16 protein-coding genes and 2 pseudogenes are annotated in these 18,046 nt (G+C 45.9%); 5 read left to right on the forward strand and 13 right to left on the reverse strand.

Annotated elements, in window-relative coordinates:
* Position 1 precedes the first annotated feature (1 nt).
* The 3 genes from OIU26_RS08705 to thpR all read right to left on the reverse strand — a co-directional run bounded on the left by OIU26_RS08705 (position 2) and on the right by thpR (position 2,345).
* Positions 2 to 685, reverse strand: coding sequence for a metal-dependent hydrolase (locus tag OIU26_RS08705; protein ID WP_040101915.1), 684 nt, complete (start codon positions 683 to 685; stop codon positions 2 to 4).
* A 169-nt stretch (positions 686 to 854) separates the two neighbouring features.
* Complete coding sequence (locus tag OIU26_RS08710; protein WP_264216556.1) at positions 855 to 1,667, reverse strand: cell wall hydrolase; 813 nt, start codon at positions 1,665 to 1,667, stop codon at positions 855 to 857.
* 111 nt (positions 1,668 to 1,778) lie between these two features.
* A complete protein-coding gene (gene thpR, locus OIU26_RS08715; protein WP_264216557.1) occupies positions 1,779 to 2,345 on the reverse strand; it encodes an RNA 2',3'-cyclic phosphodiesterase in 567 nt (188 codons plus the stop codon).
* 226 nt (positions 2,346 to 2,571) lie between these two features.
* Between thpR and OIU26_RS08720 the strand changes: the two genes are divergently transcribed.
* Positions 2,572 to 3,528: a D-2-hydroxyacid dehydrogenase gene (locus OIU26_RS08720; RefSeq protein WP_264216558.1), complete on the forward strand. Its 957-nt coding sequence runs from the start codon at positions 2,572 to 2,574 to the stop codon at positions 3,526 to 3,528.
* A gap of 4 nt (positions 3,529 to 3,532) precedes the next feature.
* On the opposite strand, the gene OIU26_RS08725 is transcribed toward OIU26_RS08720, so the two are convergent.
* The 4 genes from OIU26_RS08725 to OIU26_RS08740 form a co-directional block, all read right to left on the reverse strand.
* Entirely contained in the window at positions 3,533 to 4,519 is a 987-nt protein-coding gene (locus tag OIU26_RS08725; protein ID WP_264216559.1) for an RNA methyltransferase, read from the reverse strand.
* A gap of 21 nt (positions 4,520 to 4,540) precedes the next feature.
* Complete coding sequence (locus tag OIU26_RS08730; protein ID WP_264216560.1) at positions 4,541 to 5,485, reverse strand: MsnO8 family LLM class oxidoreductase; 945 nt, start codon at positions 5,483 to 5,485, stop codon at positions 4,541 to 4,543.
* Between the two features lie 71 nt (positions 5,486 to 5,556).
* The gene (locus tag OIU26_RS08735) at positions 5,557 to 6,972 is read right to left on the reverse strand and encodes a dGTP triphosphohydrolase (RefSeq protein ID WP_264216561.1); all 1,416 of its coding nucleotides are present in this window, start codon (positions 6,970 to 6,972) and stop codon (positions 5,557 to 5,559) included.
* A 434-nt stretch (positions 6,973 to 7,406) separates the two neighbouring features.
* Positions 7,407 to 8,249 carry a MerR family transcriptional regulator gene (locus OIU26_RS08740; protein ID WP_264216562.1) on the reverse strand — a complete coding sequence of 281 codons (843 nt, stop codon included), beginning with the start codon at positions 8,247 to 8,249 and terminating at the stop codon, positions 7,407 to 7,409.
* Positions 8,250 to 8,327: 78 nt separating this feature from the next.
* On the opposite strand from OIU26_RS08740, the gene OIU26_RS08745 reads away from it, so the two are divergent.
* Genes OIU26_RS08745 through OIU26_RS08755 form a run of 3 tightly spaced genes read left to right on the forward strand, consistent with a single transcriptional unit; the run spans position 8,328 to position 11,167 of the window.
* Complete coding sequence (locus tag OIU26_RS08745) at positions 8,328 to 8,858, forward strand: DedA family protein (protein WP_264216563.1); 531 nt, start codon at positions 8,328 to 8,330, stop codon at positions 8,856 to 8,858.
* Positions 8,859 to 8,885: 27 nt separating this feature from the next.
* Positions 8,886 to 9,449, forward strand: coding sequence for a GNAT family N-acetyltransferase (locus OIU26_RS08750; RefSeq protein WP_264216564.1), 564 nt, complete (start codon positions 8,886 to 8,888; stop codon positions 9,447 to 9,449).
* The gene (locus OIU26_RS08755; protein WP_264216565.1) at positions 9,449 to 11,167 is read left to right on the forward strand and encodes an ABC transporter ATP-binding protein; all 1,719 of its coding nucleotides are present in this window, start codon (positions 9,449 to 9,451) and stop codon (positions 11,165 to 11,167) included. Before OIU26_RS08750 ends, OIU26_RS08755 begins: the two co-directional genes overlap by 1 nt.
* Positions 11,168 to 11,180: 13 nt before the next feature.
* Here OIU26_RS08755 and OIU26_RS08760 read toward each other — a convergent pair.
* Positions 11,181 to 11,315, reverse strand: a pseudogene (locus OIU26_RS08760) (ISL3 family transposase); the annotation flags it as partial.
* Between OIU26_RS08760 and OIU26_RS08765 the strand changes: the two are divergent.
* A pseudogene (locus OIU26_RS08765) lies at positions 11,316 to 11,591 on the forward strand (transposase); the annotation flags it as partial.
* Positions 11,592 to 11,807: 216 nt separating this feature from the next.
* Here the strand turns inward: OIU26_RS08765 and nikC are convergent.
* From nikC to OIU26_RS08790, 5 genes are all read right to left on the reverse strand, one after another.
* Entirely contained in the window at positions 11,808 to 12,719 is a 912-nt protein-coding gene (nikC, locus tag OIU26_RS08770; RefSeq protein ID WP_264216566.1) for a nickel transporter permease, read from the reverse strand.
* A 35-nt stretch (positions 12,720 to 12,754) separates the two neighbouring features.
* Positions 12,755 to 13,759: an ABC transporter permease gene (locus OIU26_RS08775; protein WP_013369795.1), complete on the reverse strand. Its 1,005-nt coding sequence runs from the start codon at positions 13,757 to 13,759 to the stop codon at positions 12,755 to 12,757.
* A 28-nt stretch (positions 13,760 to 13,787) separates the two neighbouring features.
* Positions 13,788 to 15,443 (reverse strand): ABC transporter substrate-binding protein, encoded by a 1,656-nt coding sequence (locus OIU26_RS08780; RefSeq protein WP_264216567.1) that lies wholly within the window; start codon positions 15,441 to 15,443, stop codon positions 13,788 to 13,790.
* Between the two features lie 987 nt (positions 15,444 to 16,430).
* A complete protein-coding gene (locus tag OIU26_RS08785) occupies positions 16,431 to 17,396 on the reverse strand; it encodes a glycoside hydrolase family 25 protein (RefSeq protein ID WP_264216568.1) in 966 nt (321 codons plus the stop codon).
* A gap of 152 nt (positions 17,397 to 17,548) precedes the next feature.
* Positions 17,549 to 17,995: a phage holin family protein gene (locus OIU26_RS08790; protein WP_013369788.1), complete on the reverse strand. Its 447-nt coding sequence runs from the start codon at positions 17,993 to 17,995 to the stop codon at positions 17,549 to 17,551.
* Positions 17,996 to 18,046: the final 51 nt, after the last annotated feature.

The raw sequence follows: 18,046 nt of genomic DNA on the forward strand, positions 1-18,046 counted from the left end.
ATTAAAATTCGAGACTTTCGCCGGGCTTCAATGCTTTCCCTTCAATACCTTCTTTATGAAGACGGTCACAGAAGCCATCTCCGTCCTGCTCTATACCAGGAAAAGTATTGTAATGCACCGGTATCACGCGGCTTGCCCGCAGCCATTTCGCTGCCAGCAAGGCATCCTCCGGTCCCATTGTATAACCATCTCCGATCGGCAATACTGCGGCATCGATGGAGTTGGTTTCTCCAATGAGACGCATATCGCCAAACAAGCCAGTATCCCCTGCATGGAAAAATGTTTTGCCTCCCATGGTCAATAAAATCCCCGCTGGCTCTCCCATGTAGATGGTTTGTCCGTTCACTGTCAAAGAGGAGCTGTGGAACGCCAGCGTAAATTTCACATGAAAACCGTCAAATTGGTGACCACCACCCAGGTTCATACCGTGAGCTTTGGTTCCCAAGGATGAACAATATTCAGCCAGTTCCGCCACCGCGATCACGGGGCAATCATTGCGCTTGGCAATTTCAACTGCATCCCCAAAATGATCGGCGTGACCGTGTGTCAACAGCACTGCATCCACCTGAATATCTTCGGCCTGTATGGTTGCTTTAGGATTCCCCGTCAAAAAAGGATCGATAATAATCCGTTTCCCCTCTGCCTCCACCAACACAACTGAATGTCCATAATATGTGATTTTCATAACATTTACGCCTCCTTTATCACTTTCATTATTTAGGTTACTTTCCTTTACCAATTATACCTCTTTTGCATACTGGCTTCACCTGCGCACACAAAATACGCTCACAAAGCTGAACCCTGTTGTTTAGAAAGGGCTGTTATTTGTCGCTCATGGGATTTATACAAAATGCTCATTTATAAAAGGTATGATGACCGATTGTCTTCACCTTGGTACGCGAATGATGAACCGTAAGGTCCTGGGCCAACGTAAGCGAAAGGAAAAAACAGGTGTTATCAGGCACGGCTTTATGGCCATTCAAAGCAGCTGTAACTGCACGGATGCTGTCCTGATTAGGCTGAACACGACGAAGACGCCCGTTCGCAACCGGACTAAATTGCGCTTTTTGATAAATCACTGCCTGAATCGTATCGGGAAATGAGGCTGACCGCAGCCGGTTTAAGACAACGTTGGCAACTGCCACTTTGCCTTCGTACGGTTCGCCTTCTGCTTCTGCCATTACTATTTTTTGCAGCAGGAGCAGTTCTTTAGCGGAGACAGGATAGCTCCAGGTAGACAACGCCTTGTCGTTCTGAGTGAGCATTTTTGTCTTCGTAAAGTAGATGGTTGTAGGAGGGGTTAGGATTGCGGACTTGCTATGCTGGACCTCAGGCTTTTTCTTGCCTGTAACAGCGTTATTCCGAGCTTGTTCCACCTGCTTCATCTGGGAAACGGGTAACGGAGTCGGCATGATTTCTTTCCAGCTTGGCTGCCCATGAGCAGCGACAAAGATGGGGCTTGTCCTGTTTGACCCGTTACGGGTCCCCATCCTGTCGCCATATGTAGGAATCGAAGTGTTCCCTGACCAGCTCAGAGATTGCATAGGTGCATTTTTATGATTATTCTGTGTTTGCTGAACCTCAGCGTAGAGGCCTATCCCCAATATACAAACAAGCAGCACACTCAAAAGAGGTGCAAACCAACGATGTTCTTTAACGATTTCCATAATGTTCCTCCCGTTAACTTTAAGCACATTCCTCAGATATGTAACCCAAAATGCGCTTTTTGAATAACGCTGAAACACTATATCACTAAATTTGCTGATAGATCAAGGGTTTCACCTCATTAATGGGAATGTTTGAATTATTTGGTACATTGGTTTTTGCCCCATTCGTGTTGCATATAACACAAATCCCCCCACTTCCCAAGGCTCGCCGCTTCGGTCATTTGACTGCCACACAGACGCTGAAACAGGCTCCCCTCCTGTATACGAACGTGCTACGGTGATATGGGGTCGATAAGGTCGTTCCTCGGGTTTAAAACCCAGCGGCTCGGTAGCTCGAAGTATCGACTGGTGCAACTGATCCAGCGACTCTCGCTGTCCGGTCACCCCCCTCCACAGTACACGCGGAAAGTCTTCACGTCCAAAAAAGCCCGCTTCACCCATGCCAAGCGTGAACGGGCGATGCTCAGCTGCAGCATGAACTAAAGCCTGCTCAAGTTTTGGAATAACCGAGATCTCCACATCACCCAGAAACTGAAGTGTCACGTGATAATCTCTGAAGTCACTCCATTTGCGAAAAGACAAATTGTTTAAATCCTGCTCCACCCAATGACGTAACTTCTTCTTGTGCTCGTCCGGGAGAGCGATCGCTGTAAAGAGCCTTTGCGATTCATCTTTCACCAACCTCTTCTCCTTTCTTATAAATATCCTGTACCTATCCCAAAAAGTAGCTGTATGGTTGGTCCCTGATCAGGTTAAAGCCACTTGTTGTTATATATAATGACACCGCGAGCTTGTTTCTACCCTTATTATGCAAATTTTCCGGCAATCTGTTATCCTTGAAGGGATGGTTCGCCAGAATATATTGGAAACTCCAAGGAATCAAACATCGAGGAGGCTATGAATCATGGGAAGCATTTTAAGTTTACATCAACTGACGGAAGATCAAAAAAAACAGGTTCGTGCAGCGGCTCCGGGCTACGAGTTGATTATTGGCAAAGCCCAGGAATTGGAGTCTGAACAAATCCGTGAGGCCGAGGTTATTCTAGGCTGGTCCAAGCATATTGCCGAGGAGGCATTACATCCAGACAGCAAGCTGAAGTGGATACAAACCTGGTCGGCTGGGATTGATAAGCTCCCGCTTACCGAACTGGAAAAGCGCAACATAGGACTCACGAATACGAGTGGTGTGCATGCAATTCCAATCACAGAGCAGATCTTTGGAATGCTGCTATCGCATACCCGTTATTTACAGCAAGCGGCTCTCTTACAGCGTCAGAAAACATGGCAGCCACCGGAAGGTCAACTGACGGAATTACGTGGCAAAACGCTATTGATTACAGGTGTTGGCGAAATTGGCCGTGAAACCGCTCGGATTGCAGAAGCCTTTGGCATGCGAGTGATCGGGGTTCGCCGTTCCGGCAAGGAAGCTCCCCATGTAGAACACATGTACACAAACGAACAACTACATGAAGCATTGGGCGTTGCGGATATTGTGGTTAATATTTTGCCATTCACTGAAGAGACCCATCACTTCTTTGACGAAAAAGCATTTGCAGCGATGCGTAAAGGCGCCTTCTTCATTAATGTCGGTCGCGGCAAGACTGTTCATACAGATGCGCTGGTACGCTCGCTGGAACAAAAACATATTGCCTTTGCCGGACTGGATGTATTCGAGGAAGAACCGCTACCTGCGTCACATCCACTATGGAGCCTGGAGCATGTCCTGATTACGCCGCATATTGCAGGGGATACAGACCAATATGCTGAACGAGCGGTAGATATTTTTCTTACTAATTTGAAAGCCTATGCTACTGGTCAGGAGCTACCGCTGAATTTGGTTAACTACAAAACCCAGTATTAACAAGCTACTTACAGATCCAGATTTCCCGACTCATACCTGTCTTATAGATACGGCATTGCTCCGTAACGGTCCAGCCTGACTCGGATAGCAATGTTGCCATCGGCTCCGTGCTCACGATCACTGCCCGCGCGGCCAGGCGTCTCAGACTGAGCAGCATTTTTTTTTGTTCGTCAGCAGGGAGCACGGAGCACAGGTTATAGGGCATGTCCAATATAGCCGCATCGTATGTGCCTGCGAGCATATTCATATCTCCCAGTTTCACCAGATCTTCTTCATACCCATAATGACGTAAATTTACTCGTGCCCCACGTACCGCCAACGGATTGATATCACAGCCGCGAATATCCTTGTCCATACTCAATGCCTCAATCATCACATTGCCCATCCCACAACACGGGTCCAGCAGTTTCAAGGAGTTTGACTTTCCCTTAGATGCAAATTGATCATTTGCTGCCAAATTCACAAGTGCTCTAGCTACCAGAACGGGTAGGCCAGTAGAATAGTTTTGCGGTTTCTGACGACGTTCCTGCCACGATCTGTCGCTATACTCGCATATGCCCATTAGCCATCGCTCTCCTACTCGTATGACTCCTAGGATTACATCCGGTGTCTTCATTTGCGCCTGCCCCTGAATACGTGCGCCAATCCGGCGTTCTATCCCACGCCGCTCGTCATAGTCAGCCTCATTGTCCCCTTCTTTAAGGCACAGCACCTTAAAGGTCTTTCCTTCCTCAAGCTGTAACCTGGAAGCCGCTTCGCATAGCTCTTCCAGCGTGTCCGCATCGGTGACGATATCCAGACGAAGATGGATAAACGGACTGGTCCCCGGCTCCAGCCGAAGATGGGACAACAGCATGGAACTATGCACAGGCTGCTGACCGAACAAGCATTTTAGTTCCAATAGACACAACTCACGCTCGGTTTCATGACACGCATAGGTATATATGTAGCTTGGTTTCATTTCATCTGTATTAATTTTGTGTTTATTCATGTCAGATCTCTTTTCATCTTTTCATTTGGAATCAAGACTACAATTCACAGCCTCCGCTATCAGTTGGTAGGAATGAAGCCGCTGCTCATAATCGGGAATGGGCGTGACCAACAGAAACTCATCATTATCATATTTGACCTGCAAGCTACGCAACCGTTCGGCAATAAGCGATGGTGTTCCCACCAGCCAACTGGCCCGTATCGCCGGATCGCCTAATGAAATCTGAGCAGCCCATTGCTGCGCCAACTCATCTGTCGAGGCACATACTGCTCCTACAGCAACCATAGTACGTGGTTTGTCCATCCGTGTGGATGGCTGAAAGCTGGAGCGGTAAATACTTAGCATTTCTTCCGTATGTTGTTCACTCATAAATTGACCGAATACATAGCCCGTTGAATACTGCGCAGCATATTCGGCACTTTTTCGATTGGTACCCAGCATCCACAGCGCTGGCGGCTGTTCTGGCATTGGACGGGCAAACACGGGGGCCTGTTCATATTCATATGTGCCTTCCAACAAAGCCAATAGAGCTTCCATCTTCTGTGGCAGCTCGGTCACATGTTGAAGAAAATTGCCGCTTAGTGCCATCGAAGCATGAGGTCCCCCGCCAGGGGCCCTCCCCAGGCCCAATTCGACTCTGCCCGGATAGAGAGCTGCCAGCAGATGGAACCATTCGGCGACCTTGACTGGACTATAATGCGGGAGCAAAATAGCACCCGCACCCAGTTGGATGGTCGTCGTCACCGCCCCGATATGAGACAACAGCACTTCTGGACTGGAAGAAGCCAGCCCCTCCATGTCATGATGCTCGGAGGTCCAGTAGCGTGTATATCCCCATGCTTCCGCCTGTTTCGCCAGCTTTACCGCCCATTGAACTGCTTGCTCCGGGCGATTGCCAGACAGCAGCGGTACCATATCAAGCACACCGAGATTCAACGAGTTAGTAGCTAAAGACTGAGGTTGCATGTGCGCCTTTTTCTCTCCCTTCTATCCGTTCTAAACAAGTTTCTTCTACTATATAGGGTTAAATTAAAACGTTAGTCCAGGTCATAGATAGAACCTACCTTCAGGCCATATAACTCATTATAAATTTTTTCAGCAAAAGCATCGGTCATGCCTGCAATATAGTCAATGACCATATGCTCCCAAGTCCAAATCGGTTTCGCCTTGGCCTGGTCGCGCTCATAGCGCTGGAGCCAATCGGTCGGAATAATGGACTTGGATGTCTCAGGGTCCAAAAAAGCCAGCCATAGCCGTCTGAGCATCCATTCACTGCGTTTTTGCAGACGCTGTACGCGCAGATCGCGGATCATGGTGACCCAAGCAAAGCTTTTCAATACACTCACCGTGCGCAGCATATCCAAATCTTCGTTTCCATCCCGTACGAAGGTCACCTTTTTCCAATTTCCATCATCAATTACACCTAAGCTGCTGACAAACAGGCTAACCCAGTATGCCTTCACTTCACGGCGGGTGCGAGAATAATCGTGTTCACACATCGGCATCTTGCCATTCCACACCTTCAAAAATTCGCTCAGCACTGCCGCTACCTTCTGCTCAATCTCAGCCAGCTGCCAGCCTTGCCAGAAGCTATCCTCCAACGTGGTGATTTTCTCCGTAATCAGACGAATCAAATATGGATCATATAAGAAATGCTCGTGTACCTCAATTTTCCCTGCCTTAATCCCATCCTCCAGATCATGCGCGGAATAAGCAATATCGTCGCAGAGATCCATGAGCTGGGCCTCCAGCGTTTTTTTTCCGTCAGGGATGCCCCAATCCTCGCGAATAGAACGTATATATTCCCACTCATGCAGGTACAACCCTTTTTTGTTCAGAATTCCTGGGTACGGGTATTTGTTAATCCCGAGCAGCACAGCGTCCGACAAATTCAAGCCATCCACATTCTCACGCTTCTCCAAAAACATAATCAGCCGGAAATTGTGTGCGTTCCCTTCAAAATGCTCATAGATTCGTCGCTCACGCGCATAGGCCTCCTGTCCACGCTTGGACTCTGGCGTGAAGCCTCCGGCGGATGATATCTTTTCTACCTTCGTCTCAATCAGTTGATCCAAGATCCCGTCCAGCACCTCTTCTCCCTTGTGTCCGAACGGTGGATGGCCAAAGTCATGTGCAATCGATGCACACTCCACCACCTCAGGGTCAATGATCAGTCCTGCGTTATCCGCCTGTTCCAACTCTACCTCTGGATGACGGCGCAGCAAGCTTCGTGCTGCCTCACGCGCAATTTGCGCTACCTCCAAAGAATGTGTCAGTCGTGTGCGGTAATAATCGCCTGTGCCTGCGCCAAATACTTGTGATTTCCCCTGCAATCGACGGAAAGTCGGTGAATGGATCAATCGGGAGTAATCCCGTTCATATGCTGCCCGTGAAGCGTCGCTTCGTGTCTGTTCAGCGAATTGCCGATGCTCTCTTTTGTCCTGCCATGTCATAAAGCCCACTCCCTACGTACTCAATTGGAGTGATTATACATTTTTTTCACGCTTCAGGAAAGCTCACATAAGTTTCATTTATATGTAAGCGTCAAACTATCCCCACCTAGCGCATTATCGCCTATGAAGCCAAGCCAGTGGTCAGACGATTGAGTAATAAAAAAACAAGTCCAAAAAAACTTAATATAGGGTAAATAGTATAATAAAATAAAACTAAACTTTATATTTAATGGTTTTGAGTTTGATTATTTTCTACAGCGTTACTTCATAAACGCGCCCGATTGTTGAAGATTATTTATTAACTAAGACCTGTTGAATTGCCCCCTAATGCTATCATTTTAATTATGTACCTAATTATCAGGCTTGTTGTTGAGAGAGATTCTGAAAAATTAAAAACGCCTATCTAGCAAGATAGACGTAAAGTATAACAAGCTTTAAAGAGGTTGATAACTCGCCTCACGCGTTTTTACTTTCACACTAATTTTTGTAATATAATCTTTTTCCTCTTTTGCTGCAATCGAGTGCAGTAAATATTCCTCATAAATATCACCATCTAACGCCAACTGCTCCTCTTCTAAATAAGCGAGTAGCGTATTATAAGTCTCAGTCTGTGAGATTTCATCATAAGGTCCTTGATGATAAATGACCGCGTAGTGTCCAGCTGGTTTCATTCTTGCTGACGGGTCATCTAGGCGACAAAATAGGTAGCTTACGCCTTCAAACTTCTTATTTAAAAAATCTCCTTTTGTATACACAGTACCGTATGCGGCTGTACTTTTAATCCCAAGCTTTTTTAAAAATGGTGTAGTTTGCTCGTAAAGTTCCTCCATTGATAACGACGACCAATCTATTTTCTCGTCGCTATACACAACAGGTTCGGCTGGTAATTGCTTCACCAATACTTCTCCAAATGATACTTCTTCCATCTCTTTTGTCAGGGCAACCGTTCGTTCTAGGAAAAACTGAATATCTTGTAACTTTTGAATTTCCATTGCCACTTTTTCTTGCTGTTCCATTGCTAATTGTTGTAACGCTTGTACGTTAGGCGCGTCAAAATACGTTTTGAGTTCTTTAATCGGTACCTCAACTGCACGAAGCGATTGAATCGCTACAAATTGATCGAACTGCTCAAATGTGTAGTAGCGATAGCCATTATCAAAGGTGCCTGCAGGCTTAAATAAATCGATTTTATCGTAATAAAGCAATGTATCTTTATTGATTTCAAGTAACTTGGCAAATTCGCCTGTCAAATATGTTTTTTCGAATGTATTTTTCATCTCTTTTCACTTCTTTCTTTACTCTGGAGTTACTCCATACCTTACACTATTCCTTGCGAACATAACACGAAAACATAAATGAGACAAGCAATTACTAAGGAGTTGAACGCACTTAGGTTGATGAGGAAGAGTGCCCTGGGGTATATTGATCAATTAATTGAAAACTACGGGTACGCAGCGGTTTTTATTGTGCTTGCCCTCGGGTTATTTAGCCTGCCGATTCCCAATGAAGTGATGGTACTATTTGTTGGCTATTTTACGAAAATCGGGCTGTTACATTATAGTTTTTCTTTCTTAGCTGTTTTTAGTGGGTCACTGATAGGCATGCTTGTTAGTTATGAAATAGGTAAAAGAATCGGTAGTCCACTACTAATTTGGCCTGGTAAATGGTTTGGTTTCTCACTGAAATGGCGTAATAAGGCAGAACGCTGGATTCAAAAATACGGATCCCCGGCCATTATCGTCAGCTATTTTGTTCCTGGCATGCGCCATGTTACGGGGTACTTTTGTGGCATTTCGCATATGCCTCTAAAATCGTACATGCTATATGCTGGGGTGAGTGCTTTACTTTGGAGTCTACTATTTTTAACAATCGGACGAATATTTTAATCAGTTTAAGAGAAAGGTGTTTTAAAGATGACAAAACAAAATGAACAAATTACGATAGCCCCTGTACCGCAGGAAGAGCTAGCAATATTTAAGGAAGAATTACAAGAGGCATTTATGAAAGGGTTACAAGATAGTTTTCAAGAAGCAGAGGATCCAACAGAAATGGGACCAATCCCATCCGATGAGGATTTCGAGCATTCACTTACTGCAAAAGATTCAGTTGTGCGTCAAATTGTACTAAATGGCGAAAGAATCGGCGGCATCGTATTAAAAATTAATCCCGACACACAGCGAAACGAAGTGGACTTCTTGTATACAAAGGCTAATGCACACGGCAAAGGTCTTGGTACAAAGGCATGGGAAGCGATAGAAGCAGCGTTCCCAAAGACGAAGGTTTGGGAGTTACATACACCGTATTTTGAAAAGCGGAACATCCATTTTTATGTGAATAAATGTGACTTTAAAATTGTGGAGTTTTATCACCGAGGCAATCCAGGACCGAGTATTGAAGGAGAAGAGCCTGAATCTGATGCAGATTATGAGTTTTTCCGTTTTGAAAAGGTCATGACAAAAGAAAGCAGTGAAGCGTAATGCAAGGAAAGGTCTCACAGCTTTGGGCATTGATGAATCGCAGTCAAATGGCGAAGGGGCAATTAGTCTTTTTATTTTTCATTAGTTTAGTGGAGGTTGCAGCTGGGCTTGCTGTCCCCCTGTTAACGATGAAGCTCATTAATCAAATTTCAGATGCGGGTTTTGCCGTAACATCACTCTTGCCAGTCATTGCGATTTTAATTGTGCAAGCGATGTTAAGTGCCATTGCGTTTTATCTGATGCGCCGTTTAGGTGAAAAGGTTGTCGCGAATTTAAGGACAGAAGTATGGGAACATATGCTGCATTTACGTTTATCGTATTATGATGCGCATGAATCAGGCGAAACGATGAGCCGCATTACGCAGGATACAAATGTCGTGAAGGAGTTTGTGACCGAGCAGCTCGTGTCCTTTGTGTCAGGACTATTTGCGATCCTCGGTGCCGTTGTTGTTTTACTATGGATTGACTGGAAAATGACATTGCTACTCCTGATTGCTGTGCCACTGACAATTTTTGTGAAGTATCCATTAGGCGAAAAAATGTATGCCATCTCAGTAGAAAATCAGGATGAGCTAGCAGGCTTTGGCGGACGATTAGGACGTATTTTATCGAATATTCGTCTTGTGAAAGCGTCGCAAACGGAGCAGCAGGAGCTAGCAGGCGGTAAAAAGCAAATTCAGCAGCTGTACAAGTACGGTTTAAAGGAAGCGAGGATTGTTGCGATTCTTTCGCCACTGATGACGCTACTCATGATGGTCGTATTGATTGCGATTTTCGGCTATGGCGGCTCACAGGTAGCAACAGGAGCAATCACTTCAGGCGAGCTTGTTGCCATTATGATTTATTTAGTGCAAATTATTATGCCATTTACACAAATGGCGACGTTCTTTACCAATTTACAAAAAACACTTGGTGCGACAGAGCGTATTGTTGAAGCACTCAATGTGAAGCGTGAAGTACAAGACGGGAAACCAGTATCTGCTACACCACTACCTATCCACTTCCAAAACGTATCGTTTAAATATAATGAAAAGTATGTATTAAATGACATGACATTTACGTTAGAACCGAATGAAACGACCGCCTTTGTCAGCCGAAGTGGTGGTGGGAAAACGACGATGTTCTCCCTTATTGAACGATTTTATGACGTGACATCAGGTGCGATACTGTATGGTAACGAAAACATTGAGCAATTTAACTTAACAGAGTGGCGTGGGCTGTTTGGCTATGTAAGTCAAAATGCACCGTTATTAAATGGAACGATTCGTGACAACGTCATGTACGGGACGAATGGAGCAAGCGAACAAGAGGTACTTGCCGCATTAAAAGCAGCCTATGCCTATGATTTTGTCATGCAGCTGGACAAATGCCTCGATACAGAGGTTGGTGAAGGAGGTATTAAGCTTTCAGGTGGTCAAAAACAGCGTATTGCGATTGCTCGTGCGATTTTACGAAATCCGAGAATCTTATTACTTGATGAGGCGACATCGAACTTAGATAACGAATCAGAGCGTGAAGTGCAGCTTGCCCTTCAAGCGTTAACGAAAAACCGGATGACGATCATCATCGCCCATCGATTATCCACGATTACAAGTGCAGACCAAATCCTTGTCTTTGAAGAAGGACGCCTGTCAGGTCAAGGCACACATGAAGCATTACAAAAAACACATCCGTATTATCAACAACTTTGGCATAATGGTCGTTTGACTGAAGATTAGACTATAGGATCATTGCTTCCTTCCATTCCCATACGCTGCGAAGCAGCGGGGAGAAGGTTAGTAGCGTCTCCAGTCGGGTACGGCTCTCCTCTACCAGCGATTCCGCAGGCGGATTGAGTAAGCGATGGTGGGCTTTTAGGTAAGTCCTTCATCCTCCCACTATGGGATGGTCGTCAAGGTAGATATAAAAAGGGATGTACGCCGCTATTCAAGTCCGCACCGAGATACGCAACGTTGGAAAGAACTATACAACAAAAGAACGAGCGTGGAACGTTGTAATTCTCGGATGAAAACCTATTTGACCGCAGATGCCATGCACATCTGGGGAATTCAAAAGGTGACCACTCACCAATACCTAAATGCCATTGTGTTGCTTGCTTCTGCGTTAGCCCTGGCCCGTCCATTAAAGAAAGCTACCGCTTAAATTTTTGATTCAACAGAAATTCTGCAGGTCTGTCCATTTTTGGAATTCAAGGAGAAACCGAGCTAAAATGCTGTTCGCTCAGGCTTAATATACTGATGCCTAATTTTCAAAAACGAAATTATGCAAAATGCTCATGTAAAAAGGTGTCCCCCAGCCATTTGATTCAGGCCAGAGAACACCTCTTTACTCAACTTTATATACCTCACCACTTTTGCCCTAACGCTTCGCTCTTGGGTCCAAAACATCCCGCAGGCCATCCCCCATCAGATTAAAGCCCAATACGGTCAGCATGATAGATATGCCTGGGAAAATAACTGTCCACGGCGCATTTTGGATATATTGCCGCGAATCGGACAACATTTTGCCCCACTCGGGTTCAGGAGGTTGTGCACCCAAGCCCAGAAATCCGAGCGCTGCCGCTTCAATAATGGCCGTTCCGATCCCCAACGTCCCCTGTACGATGATCGGCGTCAGGCTATTAGGCAAAATATAACGGAGTATGATTCGTCTATTATTAGCTCCAAGCGCTCTGGCAGAAGTAATATACTCCTCCGTTTTGACACTCAGCACCTTGGAGCGAACCAATCGCCCATACGTTGGTACATTGACAATGGCAATGGCGTATAACGCATTTTCCAACGAAGGCCCCAGAATGGCCACAATAGCAATTGCCAGCAAAATCCCCGGAAATGCCAGTAAGATGTCGAATAGGCGCGAAATGATCATATCAGCCCATTTTCCATAAAATCCGGCAATTAATCCTAAGGCCGTTCCTACAATCATTGAACCAATAACGGACAAGAAACCGACCCACAACGAGATTCTGGCGCCATACAGCGTACGGGTCAATAAATCTCGACCAAGATCATCGGTACCGAACCAATGCTCTGCGGAAGGAGGCTGCAAGCGGCTCACCAAATTTTGCTCTTTATAGTCAAAAGGAGCAATCCAGGGCGCGATCAAAGCAATGATGACAAAGAAGATAATAATGCTCAGACCGACGAATGCCATTTTATTGTGACGGAAAGCTCTCCACGCATCTCTCCAAGGGCCTGACACCACAGGCAAATGCGCCAATGTACTACGTGTCGTCGGTATGTTATTGGGTTCGATTGAAAATTGTGACATCGGACATGCTCCCCCTTGACCAATTGACGACTTGATTACTGATAACGAATACGCCGGTCGAGAACAGCGTACAGCAAATCGACAATCAGATTAATGATGACGAACAGGAACGCAATGATTAAAATTCCGCTTTGGATAACCGGATAGTCACGCGAGCTGATCGCTTCAAAAATGTACCGTCCGATGCCAGGCCAGGCAAATATGGTCTCTGTCAGTACGGCGCCTCCCAGTAACGATCCAGTCTGAAGACCGATGACAGTAAGCACAGGGATCGCAGCATTTTTAAGCGCATGTTTGTACACGACTTGAAAAGATGCCAGCCCCTTCGCCCGAGCCGTGCGGATATAGTCCGCATCCATAACTTCCAGCATGCTGGAACGGGTAATACGCGCTATGACCGCCATTGGAATCGTCCCCAGTGCGATACTGGGCAGGATCAAATGCTTGATGACGGTCCACACCTGATCCATACGTCCACCTATGAACGCATCAATCACAGCTAGATGTGTCACAGCTTCCACTGGATCACGGGAATTCATGCGTCCGATGGAAGGGAGCCAATGCAGCTTATTAGCAAAGATCCATTGCTCCATCAAGCCTAACCAAAAAATCGGCATCGATACTCCGACTAGGGCAATGACCATGCTGACATAGTCAAACCAGGAATTTCGCTTCCAGGCACTCACGATGCCTGCATTCATACCCACGACAACGGCAAAAAACATGCTTGCTACCGTCAACTCCAGCGTAGCCGCCAGATAAGGGACCATTTCCCGGGCAATCGGCTGCCGGGTGCGAATGGAATCGCCCAAGTCCCCTCGTGCCAGTTCACTTAGATAGGTCCCATATTGCTGTAACCACGGCTTATCCAGCCCTAATTGCTCACGCAGCGCCTGTTTGGACTGTTCCGTGGCCTTGTCCCCGAGTATCGTTTCTGCCGGATCACCGGGAATAGCATGAATAATCGAAAACACGATAAGCGTCATCCCCAGCAATACGGGAATCAATATGGCCAGCCTTTTTACAATATATGAATTCATATGCTTTCACCGCCTGCTTGCGTTTAGGCTATTCAAAATAAATATTACCGTACGCTTCAATACCTGCCGGAGAAGGTACAAAACCCTTAAGATTGGCTTTGCCTGCCATCAACGGTGTGCTGTGAACCAAGGGAATCCAAGGTGCATCCTGTTTAATAATGACTTGTGCTTGTTTATACAATTCCGCACGCTTATCTTGATCAACCTCAACCTGCGCCTTCACCAGTATTTTGTGAAGTTCCTCATTCACATAAAAACTGCGGTTATTGCCTGGGATCGTATCCTTGTCCAGCAATGTGTAAAGGAAATTATCCGGGTCGCCATTGTCCCCATTCCATCCCAACATGTACAGATCATCCTTCTCTCCAGCTTTAAGATCATCCAGATACGTAGCCCATTCTGGAGATTGGATGTTGACTTTGACTCCTATTTTTTCAAAATCAGCTTGAATGGCCTCTGCTACCTTTTTGCCGTCAGGCATGTATGGACGAGATACAGGCATTGCATAGAAGGTTAACGGCTCTGGAAGTCCGTTAGGGAAACCCGCTTCCGCTAGCAAAGATTTAGCCTTATTCAGATCATAAGTGTAGTCCTGAATGCTTTCGTCGTATCCCCATAACGTAGGTGGCATCGGATTGATCGCAGGCTTGGCCTCCCCCGCAAACAATGCATCAATAATGGCCTGTTTGTTCACTGCGTGATTCAGCGCCTGCCGCACCTTGGGATTATTAAATGTCTTTTTCTTTAAATTAAATCCAATGTATGCCACATTAAAGGAGGGACGTTCGATTTTTACCAACTCGCTGTTACCTTCCAACTGCTTCGCATCATCTGGATTCAAATCTTCCATCAGGTCAATTTCCCCGTTTTGCAGAGCATTAAATCGCGCAGTGTTGTCTGGGATAGAACGAACGATGACCTTAGCCAGCTTTGGCTGTCCTTCTTTCCAATAAGTTGGATTCTTTTCTAATGTGATCGTATCGTTTCGTTTCCATTCCTTAAATACAAACGGCCCTGTGCCGACCGGATTACTCTTAAAATCAGCCTTTTTCTCCTTAATAGCCTTGGGACTTGCAATACTAAAGGATGGCATAGCGATATTTTGTAAAAAAGGAGCCTGCGGCTTGTTCAGTGTAAACTGAACGGTACTCGCATCCACCGCTTTAACCTCCTTAATCACTCTACTTCCATCGGGCCCGAACATAGAATCATAATAGTCAAACGAGTCACCCTCAAATTTGTATGGACTTTTCGGATCAACCCAGCGGTCAAAGTTAAACACAACCGCTTCTGCGTTAAAGTCACTTCCGTCATGGAATTTTACGCCCTGACGCAGCTTGAACGTATAGACAAGTCCGTCCGGTGATACTTCCCAGCTCTCTGCGAGCCCCGGCTGAATCTCCGTGGTACTTTCCTTGTATTCCAGTAGTGTATCAAACACCTGCATTCCGATTTTTAACGACTCACTTTCAGTCACAATGGCAGGATCTAGCGCCACGGAATCCCCGCCACGCCCATAAATCAACGTGTCCTGCGCGCCTTCTCCCGCTCCACCTGAAGGTTGTCCTGCTTCTGGTTTTGCTCCTTCACCTGATCCCCCACAACCGGAAAGCACCAAAACAGTTCCTAGCGCAAGTACCAGCAATACGGTCCAGATTTTGTGTTTTACGTACTTTTTGCTCATGCAGCGAACCCCTTTCACACCTTATATATTGTTAATTCGTTGATACCGGATAAATGCCAATTCTTTGGATTGGCATGACAAGCTTGTCCTCAAGCTGTAGCCCCAAGTTCCGAGTTCATCAAATAGGTGTAGTAGTAGGGAAGGTATGAAGGTTCTGGACAGGCTTTTATTGAAGAATACAGGCACAGACAGCATTCATAATCTAGTGGTGTTAGAGGTGCAGTAGGGTAATGGAATAGATGTAATGTCATAAAAGGGAAGAGGATTGTGTTAGGTCATGGAGAATGTGTGATAAATACTCACAGATAGTGAATATTAGTTTCATACAAAGTTGATTATTGGATACTTTACTATAAAATCTGGAAGCAGACAAGGGGGTTTTTCATACATTACCATATGTTTTTATACATCATGTTAATTAATATTACAAATAAACTCACATGTTCATATGAAACAAAAACTCCTGCGTACACATTTCCCCTTTACAATACAATTCCCATCCTTTATATCCTAATTCCCAGGTATGTTCTGAAATAAACAAACATACAGGGGCTGTTACAGCTCGATCTGGCTGGTAGATATGCTGCAGTGACAGCGTGTCAGAATTACCAAAAGCTCAACGCGTTCTTCTTGCTCTTCCAATTGGCGGGTCATTTCAAAAACAATCGTCCTCATTCCGAATATGTATGTCCAAGCTATAATTCAAATCATTGATTTTACGGTTCGTCAGCAGAATGTTCATTTCACACCTTCGGACTTTGAAACTGCTCAGATTAGTCAGGAGGATATTGAGTTGCTTTTCGAATAAAGGTACATTTTGCATTTACCCTTTTTCGGGATTCAGCATATTTGGAGGTCATGAAGAACATCACTTAGCCATAAGGGCAGGCGGCCGCATTTAACCGCCTGTTTATTTAGGCTTCGAACGTAGCTGTTTTACTCATTTTATTTAAAAGTGGGATGGGCAGTGATGAGGTCCTTCGAAGATTACTTGGTTGTTTTAAACGCACCCAGACGGTTCAGCACGACCAGTAAGCGATAAAAATCATAACTGCTTGGCAGCTTCGCATCCACAATCGGACTTGCCGGATTAAATGCAACGGCAGCAACCATCGCTTCCTTGGCCCAGGCCGGTACAGGCATAGCCTGACGCGCCTCCAGTTCAGCTACTCGCTGATCCACCTTTTTAATATAAGCACTCTGTTCATTTAATATTTGCTTGAGCACATCTCTGCTATTTTCAAGGGCAGCGACCTGCTGCTGCAGGGCCTTAAATGCCGCTTTTTCCTCTGCTGTCATTGGCTCTTCCCCCTCTTCTCCTGCAAATGCTTGGCGTAGCTCAGCCTCTGTTCCGGCATATACATTCAGATCAACAGGCCCTTGAATGCCATCAACCCGTCCACTGTCGCTGTATTGCCAGAAGTCCCAGCGCCTCCATGCTGTTGTATCACTGGGTACCCGTGTACTATAACGCGCAATCCACAGCTTATAACTACCCAGTAGGGCTTTAAAATGGGCAGCAAAAGCATTGCCCGTATATACCATCGGCTTGAGGCCGCTTACTCGTTCAAATTCCGTCAAAAATGCCAGCGCTACCTCATGAATCGCGGCCGAATTAAGCTTTCCCGGATTATTTTCATAATCCATCACCGCTGGCAAGTCCAGCGCTTTCGCGCCTCCCACCTGATCCAGCACCTCGGCGAAATGTCTGGCTTCCGCTTTGGCTGCGTTTACACTGGTCGCATCTACAAAATGGTAAGCTCCCAGCAGAAGCCCGGCTGCCTTGATCCCTTTTGCATTCGTAATAAACGTCGGATCAACGTAACGCTGTCCTTGACTTGCTTTAATAAATGCAAACGATTTACCATCGGCTCGCACACGTTTCCAATCAATCGTTCCCTGATATCGGGATACGTCAATGCCTTCGGCAGCATTAGGGCTGCGATTTTGCATAAGGCGCTCCCTCCTTGTCATTCATAATGTTGTAGCACTCTGTCTCTGTTGTATATGCTTGGACCATGGAAACGGTATGGGCTTTTCCACTTTTACGCCGAAAAAAGGCGAAAAGGTAGTCTTCCTTTTTTGTAATGGCGACGGTCAGCACTTTATGAGGCTTTATTTTCTTTGTCGGAGGGGTCGGTTGGCTTTATCTTTTTCCCACTCGATTTGGACTCAAAAATGGCTACCGCATTCCGCAAAATATCCGGCATCGGCACTCCCATTCTGCCCACATTTTCTATAATGGACAACAGCTCGTTCGCCAAATAAAAGAAAACGACGGCATCCCGGAAGTAATGTGCATCCCCGAGAATACCGTCGATTAGATGGGCTACCGTAATGAGCAAAAACACGGTAACCTTGCGAAAAATACCGTAATACCCTTGGCGGCTTTTCAGCTCCCCATTAATCCAGGCCGCTGCCCATCCGGTGAAAAAGTCGATCACGACCATCCACCACAGCAACGTCAACATTGTAGTCCACCCCCCGAAAAAATAACCGATCAAGGTCCCCGTGGAAAACCCCAGCCAAATCTGATCGATCTTTTCATGCATGTTTGTCCCCCCGTATCTGTTGGTCAGGAAAAATTTCCTGACGTAATATAA

The sequence above is a fragment of the Paenibacillus sp. BT-177 genome (assembly GCF_025846815.2).
Taxonomy (GTDB): Bacteria; Bacillota; Bacilli; order Paenibacillales; family Paenibacillaceae; genus Paenibacillus; species Paenibacillus polymyxa_C.

Coding starts and splice junctions, on each gene's coding strand:
- OIU26_RS08730 (WP_264216560.1), bottom strand. CDS start 5,485: ATGCAACCTCAGTCTTTAGCTACTAACTCGTTGAATCTCGGTGTGCTT.
- OIU26_RS08775 (WP_013369795.1), bottom strand. CDS start 13,759: ATGAATTCATATATTGTAAAAAGGCTGGCCATATTGATTCCCGTATTG.
- OIU26_RS08750 (WP_264216564.1), top strand. CDS start 8,886: ATGACAAAACAAAATGAACAAATTACGATAGCCCCTGTACCGCAGGAA.
- OIU26_RS08745 (WP_264216563.1), top strand. CDS start 8,328: ATGAGACAAGCAATTACTAAGGAGTTGAACGCACTTAGGTTGATGAGG.
- OIU26_RS08725 (WP_264216559.1), bottom strand. CDS start 4,519: ATGAATAAACACAAAATTAATACAGATGAAATGAAACCAAGCTACATA.
- OIU26_RS08740 (WP_264216562.1), bottom strand. CDS start 8,249: ATGAAAAATACATTCGAAAAAACATATTTGACAGGCGAATTTGCCAAG.
- OIU26_RS08705 (WP_040101915.1), bottom strand. CDS start 685: ATGAAAATCACATATTATGGACATTCAGTTGTGTTGGTGGAGGCAGAG.
- OIU26_RS08790 (WP_013369788.1), bottom strand. CDS start 17,995: ATGCATGAAAAGATCGATCAGATTTGGCTGGGGTTTTCCACGGGGACC.
- OIU26_RS08755 (WP_264216565.1), top strand. CDS start 9,449: ATGCAAGGAAAGGTCTCACAGCTTTGGGCATTGATGAATCGCAGTCAA.
- OIU26_RS08780 (WP_264216567.1), bottom strand. CDS start 15,443: ATGAGCAAAAAGTACGTAAAACACAAAATCTGGACCGTATTGCTGGTA.
- OIU26_RS08710 (WP_264216556.1), bottom strand. CDS start 1,667: ATGGAAATCGTTAAAGAACATCGTTGGTTTGCACCTCTTTTGAGTGTG.
- OIU26_RS08720 (WP_264216558.1), top strand. CDS start 2,572: ATGGGAAGCATTTTAAGTTTACATCAACTGACGGAAGATCAAAAAAAA.
- OIU26_RS08735 (WP_264216561.1), bottom strand. CDS start 6,972: ATGACATGGCAGGACAAAAGAGAGCATCGGCAATTCGCTGAACAGACA.
- nikC (WP_264216566.1), bottom strand. CDS start 12,719: ATGTCACAATTTTCAATCGAACCCAATAACATACCGACGACACGTAGT.
- OIU26_RS08785 (WP_264216568.1), bottom strand. CDS start 17,396: ATGCAAAATCGCAGCCCTAATGCTGCCGAAGGCATTGACGTATCCCGA.